Consider the following 9397-nt stretch of genomic DNA (forward strand, 5'->3'; position numbering starts at 1 on the left):
GGTCACGGCCTCCTCGGGCCAGCCGGCGAAGCTCGGCCGCCCGCTCGACTGGCTGGTGATCGCCGATCATTCCGATGCCATGGGCTTCTTCAACGATTTGGCGGCGGGCAAGCCCGAGATCCTGAAGTTCGAGCAGGCGCGGTCCTGGTACGAGGGCATCCAGGCCGGCGGCGAGGCGGCCGCCGCCGCCGCGCTCAACCTGATCACCACCTTCGCTCAGGGGAACATCGACCCCGGGATGCTGGCAGAGTACTCGCCCGGCGGAAAGACCTTCGCCACCGTCTGGGAGCACGTGGTCGAGACCGCCGACCGCTACAACGACCCCGGAAACTTCTCCACCATCATCGGCTTCGAGTGGACCTCGCTCGTCGCAGGCAACAACCTGCATCGCAACGTGCTCTTCCGCGAGGGCGCGGAGAAGGCGGGACAGGTGGTGCCCTTCACCACCCAGGGGCCGGTCGGCTCGACCGACCCGCTCGACCTCTACGAATGGCTGGAGAACTACGAGGCCACCACCGGGGGCTCGGCGCTCGCCATCGCCCACAACGGCAACCTCTCGAACGGGCTGATGTTCCCCGTCGACGCCCAGTACACCGGGCGCGCGATCGACGCGGCCTATGTCGAATCCCGCGCCAAGTGGGAGCCGCTCTACGAGACCACGCAGATCAAGGGCGACGGCGAGGCGCATCCGTTCCTCTCGCCCGACGACGCCTTCGCCGATTACGAGACCTGGGACGTCGGCAACCTGGACCTGACCCAGGCCAAGACGCCCGAGATGCTGCAATACGAATACACCCGCGAGGCGCTGAAGAACGGCCTGCTGCTGGAGAGCCGGCTCGGCACCAATCCCTACAAGTTCGGCCTCGTCGGATCGACCGACAGCCACACCGCGCTCTCGGCGGTCGAGGAGGACAACTTCTTCGGCAAGGCGAGCAATGCCGAGCCCAAACCCGAGCGCATGCAGCACCCCTTCACCGAGACCGAGGTCGGCGTCTTCGAGGGCTATCAGCTGGTCGCCTCGGGCTATACCGGCGTCTGGGCGACCGAGAACACCCGCGCGGCGATCTGGGACGCGCTCGCCCGCAAGGAGGTCTATGCCACCACCGGCCCGCGCATGCTGGTGCGCTTCTTCGGCGGCTGGGACTATACGGACCAGGATCTGAACAGCCGCCAGCCCGCCTTCCGCGGCTACGAAAAGGGCGTGCCCATGGGCGCCGATCTGCCCGCCGGTTCCGGCGACGGCGTCCCGACCTTCATGGTCTACGCCCTTCGCGATCCGATCGGCGCCAACCTCGACCGCATCCAGATCGTCAAGGGCTGGCTCGACGCCGAGGGCGCGACCCACGAGCAGGTCTACGATGTCGCCTGGTCGGAGGGGCGCGAGCCCGATGCCGAGGGCGTGCTGCCGCCAGTCGGGAGTACCGTCGATGTCGCCGCCGCCAACTGGACCAACACCATCGGTGCCGCGGAACTCGCCGCCGTCTGGGCCGATCCGGCGTTCGATCCGGGCCAGAAAGCTTTCTACTACGCCCGCGTCCTGGAGATCCCGACGCCGCGCTGGGTGGTCTACGACGCCTTCCGCTTCGGCGTGCCGATCCCCGAGGGTGCGGAGACCGAAGCCCAGGAGCGCGCCTATACCTCGCCGATCTGGTACAGCCCCGAAGGATGACATCCATGCCCGACCCCCGAAAGATCCTCTTGCTCGCCGCGCTCCTGGCATTCCCGGCGAGTGCCGCCCTCGCCCATGAGGGCGCGGTCGCCGGGGGCGGCTTCCTGACCGGCTTCCTGCATCCGATCCTCGGCTGGGACCATGTCGCCGCCATGGTCGCCGTCGGGCTCTGGGGCGCCTTCCTCGGGGCGCCGGCGATCTGGCTCCTGCCGGTCACCTTCCCGCTGGTCATGGCGCTCGGGGGCGCGCTCGGGGTCGCCGGCGTGCCGGTGCCGGGCATCGAGACCGGGATCGCCGCCTCGGCGCTGATCATCGGTCTCGCGGTCCTCATGGCCTGGCGGCCGCCCCTCATGGTCGCGGCGGTGATCGTCGGCTTCTTCGCGGTGTTCCACGGCCATGCGCATGGGCAGGAGATGCCGCAGGCCGCGAGCCCGCTCGCCTATGCCGCGGGCTTCGTGATCGGGACCGGCTTCCTGCATATCGCCGGCATCTCGCTCGGGCTCTTCACCGCCTCGGAGCGCGGCGCGCTCGCCGTGCGCGGCCTCGGCGCCGTGATCGCGGCCGCGGGTGTCGGTTTCCTGACCGGGACCATTTGATCCGCGCCTAGGGCGGAGCGGTCGGCCGATGACGTCTCGACCCGGCAAGAACGCGGCCCTTTCCCTGGCCCGAGGCTTGGTCCTGAGGCCACAGTGTCGGTTGGGCGCGGCGGCGCCAGGTTAAGGTCCCGGCGCGCGGCTTCAGCTCCGCAGGGCCGCGGCGGGGGACTGGCGATAGGCGTAGACCGCCGGGAGCGCGGCGATGGCGGCGGCGACGGCAAGCAGCACGGCGGCGAAGCCGAGATCCGAGGCCTCGAGCGTCACCGGCAGGTGGATGCCGCTCTGCCGGCTCAGCCCGATCGCGAGGACCTTCGCGCCGGCGTAGCCGAGCAGGACGCCGAAGGCGACCCCGAGCCCGACGACGAGCAGGAGCTCCGCCCAGACCACGCCGAAGACCGCGACCCGCGGCGCCCCGAAGGCGCGGAGCGCGCCGATCTGGCGGCGGCGCTGGGCGAGATGCGCCATGGCGACGAGCAGGACAGCCGCTGCCGCCAAGGCCTGCGTGCCGATGGCGATCGCCGTCAGGATCTGGCGCGCATCGCCGAGCGTGGAATAGAGCCGGGTCAGCACCTCGCCCGGGAAGACGGCCAGGGTCGTCTCGGTGCGATATTCGCCGCGGAGCTGGTAGGCATTGGCGATCGAGCGGGGCTTGACGATGATGGCGGGCACGCCGGGCAGGTCGTCGGGCCAGGGCGGGCCGAGCCGTGCGGTCGCCGCCTCCGCCCCGTGGTCTTCGTGCGCGTGGTCATGGCCTTCGTGGTCGTGGTCGTGGTCGGCTTCATGATCGTGGCCGGCCTCGTCATGGGCCTCCTCGCCGTGCTCATGGACCTTCCAGACCCCTTCGATCGGCACCAGGATCGCCCGGTCCCAGGGCGTCGCCGTCGGGGCCAGGCGGCCGGCGACATGGTAGACGATCTCGTCGTGCTCTTCCGCCTCCTGCCCGGGGAGGCCGTGCATCGGCGTGATCTCGTAGCCGGGATCGAGACGCACGCAGGCGCCGACGATCGCCTCGCCGAGGCTCGCGAAGAGAGGTTCGGCCCCGCCGTCGGCCAGGCCGAGGCTCTCGACGAATTCCGCGGTCGTCCCCACGATGGGATAGCCGAGGAAGGAATCGCCGAAGCCGACGGGCGCGGCGAATTCGACCCGCGGATCCTCGGAGAGCCGCCGCAGGACGTCGCCATTGAGCAGCGTCAGCGGCGCGGGCTGCAGGAACACCGAGGACAGCACGAGCTGGGTTTCGCTGCCCGCCGCGCCGACGACCAGGTCGAAGCGGTCGGCGGCGCGCGCGCTGCCGAGGCGCAGCGCGCGCTCCTCGATGCGGACCGCCATGCCGAGCGCGGTCGCGCTCGCGATGAGCAGGACGATCACCAGCGCCCCGAGGGCGTGCAGGCGGAGATCGGCGAGGACGAAGCGGATCATGAGGCCTCGGCGTGAAGCGCGTCGGCGCGGCGGCCACCGGCGAGCGCGAAGCGGCGGTCGAGGCGGCCGTAGAGCGCCGGATCATGGGTGACGACGATGAGCGTGGCGCCGGCGTCCCTGGCAAGCCGGGTCAGCAGCGCGCAGACCGCCGCGCCGCTCTGGCCGTCGAGGCTCGCGGTCGGCTCGTCGGCGACGATCACGCCCGGCTGCAGCAGGAGCGCCCGGGCGATCGCGACGCGCTGCATCTCGCCGCGGGAGAAGGTCTCGATCCCGCGGGCGCCCGCCTCTATGCCGACCTCGACGAGCAGCGCGACAGCGCGGTCGCGCAGGCCCGCCGGGAGACGGATGTGGCGGAAGCGCGCCGGCAGCAGCACGTTCTCGATCGCGCTCAGCCCGGGGAAGAGGTGGAAGTCCTGCATGACGAGGCCGACGTTGCGCGCGCGCCAGCGGTCACGGGCGGGTTCGGAGAGCCTTGCGATGTCCTCGCCGCTCCAGAGGACGCGGCCCGCACTCGGGCGTTCGAGCCCGGTGACGACGTTGATGAAGGTGCTCTTGCCGGCGCCGGAGGGGCCGGTCACCGCGACGCTCGAGCCGGCCGCAACCTCGAGCGCGGGCAGGTCGAGCGCCGGCTCGGCCAGGTCGGGAAAGCGCACGACCACGCCTTCGAGGGAAAGGCTCAGCATTCTCAGGCTGTCTCGAACTCGGCGTCCCGCACCCGCAGGAGGCTCACGAAGCCGGTCTCGGGATCGGTCCAGGAGCCATGCTCGAGCACGCCCTCGACGGCGATCATGCCGGTCGTCCGCTCGAAGGTCTGCTTGCCCTTGAGGTAGATCACCACGATGTCGTCCGGCCAGTCCGCATCGGAGGAGCAGAAGGGGCAGATCGCCATCGGTGCCTTGCCGAGCACGAAGAAGCTCGCCTCGGCCTTGAGCGGCGGGGCCATGAATCCGACGATCCGGACGCGCTGGCCGTCGAGCTCCAGCACCTTCTGCGAGAATTCGAGGCCGAGCACGCCGACCTTGCCGTAGAGCTCGTTGAAGCCGATCTCGGCCGCGGCGGCGCTGGCGGTGCCGGGCGCGAGCAGCGCGAGCAGGCTCAGGAGGAACGGGCGGCGGGCGATGCGGGGACAGGCGGGCGGCGGTCGCACGGGCAGGCTCGGCTCACGCGGGCGCCCAGCGCGCGCCGCGCAGGCGCACGAGGCTGGAGGCGCCCGCCGCATCGAGCCGGAGCGGTCCGTGCTCCAGCACACCCTCGACCTCGGTCAGGCGGCCGGGCGCGAAGTCGCCGCCTTCGGCGGAAGGCAGCACGAAGACCGCATCCTCGGGCCATCCCTGGTCGGTGCCGCCCTCGCTTCCGGTCGCGGCCGGGGCGCGGGTGAGCACGAGCACCTCCCGGCTTCCGGGGATCGCGGGCGCGAGATAGCCGCGCATGGTCACCGTCGTGCCGTCGAGGGCCTCGAGCCTTTCGTGGAATTCATGGCCGAGGACGCCGATTCGCGCGAAGAGCTCGTCGAAGTCGAGGAAGGGGGATTGCGGCATCGCCTGGGCCTCCGGTTCGTCTGGTGGCCGGCCCCGCATGGCGGGACCGGTTGGTTTCTTGGCGTCGTCCGGTCAGTTCGTGGCCGGCGCCAGCGCCAGCGCCTCGGCGATCACCCGGTAGACGTCCGAGTTCTCCATGTAGCCGCGGAAGTTCTCGGCGCCGGGGCCGCTCGCCTGCAGCACCTCGTCATCGACCGAATGGGTACCCGCGTTCATGGAGACCGGGATGTTGCCGGTGCGCAGCACCGCGCCGGGCACGTCCTTGTAGGCCTCGTTGGCGATGTAGTTCCCGTCGGCATCCGCGACCGCGGGCACGAACTGGCCGTCGAGCTTCGGGCCGAAGGTCTCATAGTGGTCGGGGAAGTTGCCGAGATACATCATCAGCCGCTTGGAGACGTCCATCCGGTCGGGATAGCCGTCGCCGTCCTCGTCGGTGTAGTTGGTGAAGCCGGCATCGCCGTAGGTGCCGACTTTCTCGCGCATCTCGTCGCCCGGCTTGTCGTCGTCGACCGTGCCGGTGATCGAGAGCCCGTGGGTGTGGTCGCCGACGAAGATGATCAGCGTGTCGGGATTGGCCTCCTGGAACTCGCGCGCCACGGCGATCGCCTGGTCGAGCGCGATCATGTCGTAGACCGCCCGCTCCCAGTCGAGGGCGTGGGTCGCCTTGTCGGTATGGCCGTCCTCGACCATCAGGAAGAAGCCGTCCGGATCCTTCGAGAGCACGTCGAGGGCCGCGCGGGTCATGTCGGCGACGAGCGGCTGGTCGGGGAATTGCTCGACCGTGCCCTTCTTGAGCTGCCGGATGTCCAGGGTGGTGTCGAGGTTGCCGGTGTTGAAGAGGCCAAGGATCTTGCCGTCCGTGTGGTCGGCCACGGCCTGCTGCAGCTCGGTGGCGGAGGTCGCGAGCGTGTAGCCGGCGCCCTGGAACTCGGCGATCATGTCCTTGTCGTCGACGCGCTTCGATCCCGGCGTCGACTGCGGCAGGAAATAGGCCGAGCCGCCGCCCATGAGCACCTCGGGCGCCACGGCGAAATGCATCTCCGTGATCTCGGGCTTGTCGTTGCGCGAGCGGGTGTGGGAGACCACCGCCGCCGGGGTCGCGTCCTGGACCTCGGTATTGGTGACGATGCCGATGGACTTGCCCGTGGCGCGGCGGATCGCCTCGCCGATCGTCTCGACCTTGGGATGGTCGAAATTGCTCGCCGCCCGGCTGCCGTAGACCCCGAGCGCGTTCACCACCGACTTGTGGCCGGTCATGTAGGCGGCCATGGTATTGGCGGAATCGTTGTGGATCGAATCCTGGCTCGACGTGCCTATGAAGGCCATGTACTGCAGGTCGTCGATCGCGAGGCGGCCGTCCGCCTTGCCTTCGGTATTCCCCTTGGAGAGGATCCGCGCCGCGGTGCGATGCGCCACGGTCATGCCGTCGCCGAGGAAGAAGATGACGTTCTTCGCCCTGGGCTCGGCGGAGGTCCCGAAGACTTCCCAGTTGACGCTCCGGCTCGTGTCGCCGGCCTTCGCCTCGACGGTGTAGCTGCCGGGCTCGGTGATGCTGACGTCACGCAGCAGCAGCGAGGAGCCGCCACTCTCGTCCTCGTTCTCGATGAACTCGGCGGTGGCGCCGAGGAGCGTGTCGTAGCTCTCGCCGTTGATGAGAACCTCGACCTGGTCGGGCTGCACCACGGTCGGGAACTCGACCTTGAAGTCGAATTTCGAGCCCGAGAGGATCGTGGCGCGATCCAGTGGATAGATCGCCTGACCCAGCGCGAGGCCGGGTATCAAGGCCATCGCCGCCGTCAATAGTATCAGTCGCTTCATGCGTCGTCCCCCGTTTCTTCGGTCGTCGTTCGTCCGAAGCATGGGGGCGCGCCCGCGCCCTGCGGATCGCCGGCTCCCCCAGCCGAAGAAGGTCGTTGCCTCCCGGAAGTCCTTCGGACTCTCGATCTCGCTACATTGGCACCCCACTCGGGATGATCGCATCCTTGGGCATGGCGGCATCGGCTGTCAACTGGGGTCGTTTCGGCTGCCCGAGGCGATTCCATCAGGGATTGCCTTGTCCCGGCTGGATGGTTCGGCAGAGGGCGGTAGCGGCCCGGGTCATCGTACTTGAAGCTTGTTCTTTCTTCCTCGACCGTCCCGCCCCGAGACGAGGGCAGCGCCCGGCCCGGCGGGTGCGAAGCGCCCGCGTCGTGCCGGATGCACGCCTTTGGCGTGGCGGGGCGGGGCGGACGCTGCCCGGCGGTGCCCGGCGGGCGAGGTAGTGGTGCTAGGCGCGCCAGGGACCTCGGGCGATCGGGGGGCGTTGCCCTCGGGGCGATCCACCCTTGCCCGAACGGCCCTATCGCTTGCGCCGCTTGACGTTTCCGCCCCTTTGCCCGGGTCGTCCGGCGGTCGAGCGGCCGCTGCCCTTCACGGCCGCCTCCGCCTCGGCCTCGACGGCGGCCTGGCGGGCCAGCGGGTCGTCGGCCACGGCGAGCTCGACCGCTTCGAGCCGCTTGATCTCGTCGCGCAGCCGGGCGGCTTCCTCGAATTCCAGGTTCTCGGCGGCCTTGAGCATGGATTTGCGCAGCCCGTCGAGATGGGCGGCGAGATTGGCGCCGATCAGCGGCTTCTCGACGGTGGCGGTGACGCGCGCCATGTCGGTGTCGCCCTGGAAGAGCCCGTCGAGCACGTCGGCGACGTTCTTGCGGATGGTCTCGGGCGTGATGCCATGGGCGGCGTTGTGGGCGAGTTGCTTCTCGCGGCGGCGGTTGGTCTCGGCCAGCGCCCGCTCCATCGAGCCGGTGATGCGGTCGGCGTACATGATGACGCGGCCGTCGGCGTTGCGCGCGGCGCGGCCAACGGTCTGGATGAGCGAGGTCTCGGAGCGCAGGAAGCCCTCCTTGTCGGCGTCGAGGATGGCGACCAGCGCGCATTCGGGGATGTCGAGCCCCTCGCGCAGCAGGTTGATGCCGACCAGCACGTCGAAGGCGCCGAGGCGCAGGTCGCGCAGGATCTCGATGCGCTCGATGGTGTCGATGTCGGAATGCATGTAGCGCACGCGGATGCCCTGCTCGTGCAGGTACTCGGTCAGGTCCTCGGCCATGCGCTTGGTGAGCGTGGTGACCAGCACCCGGTTGCCCTCCGCCGCGACCTTGCGCACCTCGTCGAGCAGGTCGTCGACCTGCATGGAGACGGGGCGGATCTCCACCGGCGGGTCCACCAGCCCGGTGGGGCGGATCACCTGCTCGGCGAAGACGCCGCCCGCCTGCTCGATCTCCCAGGCGGCCGGAGTGGCGCTGACGAAGACCGATTGCGGGCGCATCGCGTCCCATTCCTCGAACTTGAGCGGCCGGTTGTCCATGCAGGAGGGCAGGCGGAAGCCGTGCTCGGCGAGGGTGAACTTGCGCCGGTAGTCGCCGCGGTACATGCCGCCGATCTGCGGCACCGAGACATGGCTCTCGTCGGCGAAGACGATGGCGTTGTCTGGAATGTACTCGAAGAGGGTGGGGGGCGGCTCGCCCGGCTTGCGGCCCGTAAGGTAGCGCGAATAATTCTCGATGCCGTTGCAGACGCCGGTCGCCTCCAGCATCTCGAGGTCGAAGGCGGTGCGCTGCTCCAGCCGCTGGGCCTCGAGCAGCTTGCCCTCGGCCACCAGCTGGTCGAGGCGGATGCGGAGCTCCTCGCGGATGCCCTTGATCGCCTGCTGAATGGTCGGGCGCGGGGTGACATAATGCGAGTTGGCGTAGACGCGGATCTTCTCCAGATCGGCGGTGCGCTGCCCGGTCAGCGGGTCGAATTCGTGGATCGACTCGAGTTCCTCGCCGAAGAAGCTGAGCCGCCAGGCGCGGTCCTCCAGATGGGCGGGCCAGATCTCCAGGCTGTCGCCGCGCACCCGGAAGGCGCCGCGCTGGAAGGCGCCGTCGTTGCGGCGGTATTGCTGCTCGACCAGCCCGGCGATCACCCGGCGCTGGTCGTAGGGCTTTCCGGCCACCAGATCCTGGGTCATGGCGCCATAGGTCTCGACCGCGCCGATGCCGTAGATGCAGGAGACCGAGGCGACGATGATGACGTCGTCACGCTCGAGCAGCGCCCGGGTGGCGGAATGGCGCATCCGGTCGATCTGCTCGTTGATCTGGCTTTCCTTCTCGATATAGGTGTCCGAGCGGGGCACATAGGCCTCGGGCTGGTAGTAA

8 protein-coding genes are annotated in these 9397 nt (G+C 69.6%); 2 read left to right on the forward strand and 6 right to left on the reverse strand.

Annotated features, from left to right (window positions below):
• Both V7050_RS14270 and V7050_RS14275 read left to right on the forward strand, forming a co-directional pair.
• On the forward strand, positions 1 to 1669 hold a 1669-nt coding region (locus V7050_RS14270; RefSeq protein WP_324410712.1), incomplete at its 5' end, for a DUF3604 domain-containing protein.
• Between the two features lie 5 nt (positions 1670 to 1674).
• A complete protein-coding gene (locus tag V7050_RS14275) occupies positions 1675 to 2265 on the forward strand; it encodes a HupE/UreJ family protein (protein ID WP_324368703.1) in 591 nt (196 codons plus the stop codon).
• 141 nt (positions 2266 to 2406) lie between these two features.
• Here the strand turns inward: V7050_RS14275 and V7050_RS14280 are convergent, their stop codons facing one another.
• The 6 genes from V7050_RS14280 to uvrB form a co-directional block, all read right to left on the reverse strand.
• Positions 2407 to 3684, reverse strand: a complete 1278-nt coding sequence (locus V7050_RS14280; protein ID WP_324368701.1) for an ABC transporter permease — start codon at positions 3682 to 3684, stop codon at positions 2407 to 2409.
• Positions 3681 to 4367 (reverse strand): ABC transporter ATP-binding protein, encoded by a 687-nt coding sequence (locus V7050_RS14285; RefSeq protein WP_324368699.1) that lies wholly within the window; start codon positions 4365 to 4367, stop codon positions 3681 to 3683. Before V7050_RS14285 ends, V7050_RS14280 begins: the two co-directional genes overlap by 4 nt.
• A gap of 2 nt (positions 4368 to 4369) precedes the next feature.
• A complete protein-coding gene (locus tag V7050_RS14290; RefSeq protein WP_324374981.1) occupies positions 4370 to 4831 on the reverse strand; it encodes a hypothetical protein in 462 nt (153 codons plus the stop codon).
• A gap of 13 nt (positions 4832 to 4844) precedes the next feature.
• Complete coding sequence (locus V7050_RS14295) at positions 4845 to 5222, reverse strand: hypothetical protein (RefSeq protein ID WP_324370090.1); 378 nt, start codon at positions 5220 to 5222, stop codon at positions 4845 to 4847.
• A gap of 72 nt (positions 5223 to 5294) precedes the next feature.
• Positions 5295 to 7040, reverse strand: coding sequence for an alkaline phosphatase (locus tag V7050_RS14300; RefSeq protein ID WP_324370092.1), 1746 nt, complete (start codon positions 7038 to 7040; stop codon positions 5295 to 5297).
• A gap of 520 nt (positions 7041 to 7560) precedes the next feature.
• Positions 7561 to 9397 (reverse strand): excinuclease ABC subunit UvrB (gene uvrB / locus V7050_RS14305; RefSeq protein WP_324410714.1); only part of this gene is annotated, 1837 nt, incomplete at its 5' end.

Source organism: Amaricoccus sp. (genome assembly GCF_036846665.1).
Classification (GTDB): Bacteria; Pseudomonadota; Alphaproteobacteria; order Rhodobacterales; family Rhodobacteraceae; genus Amaricoccus.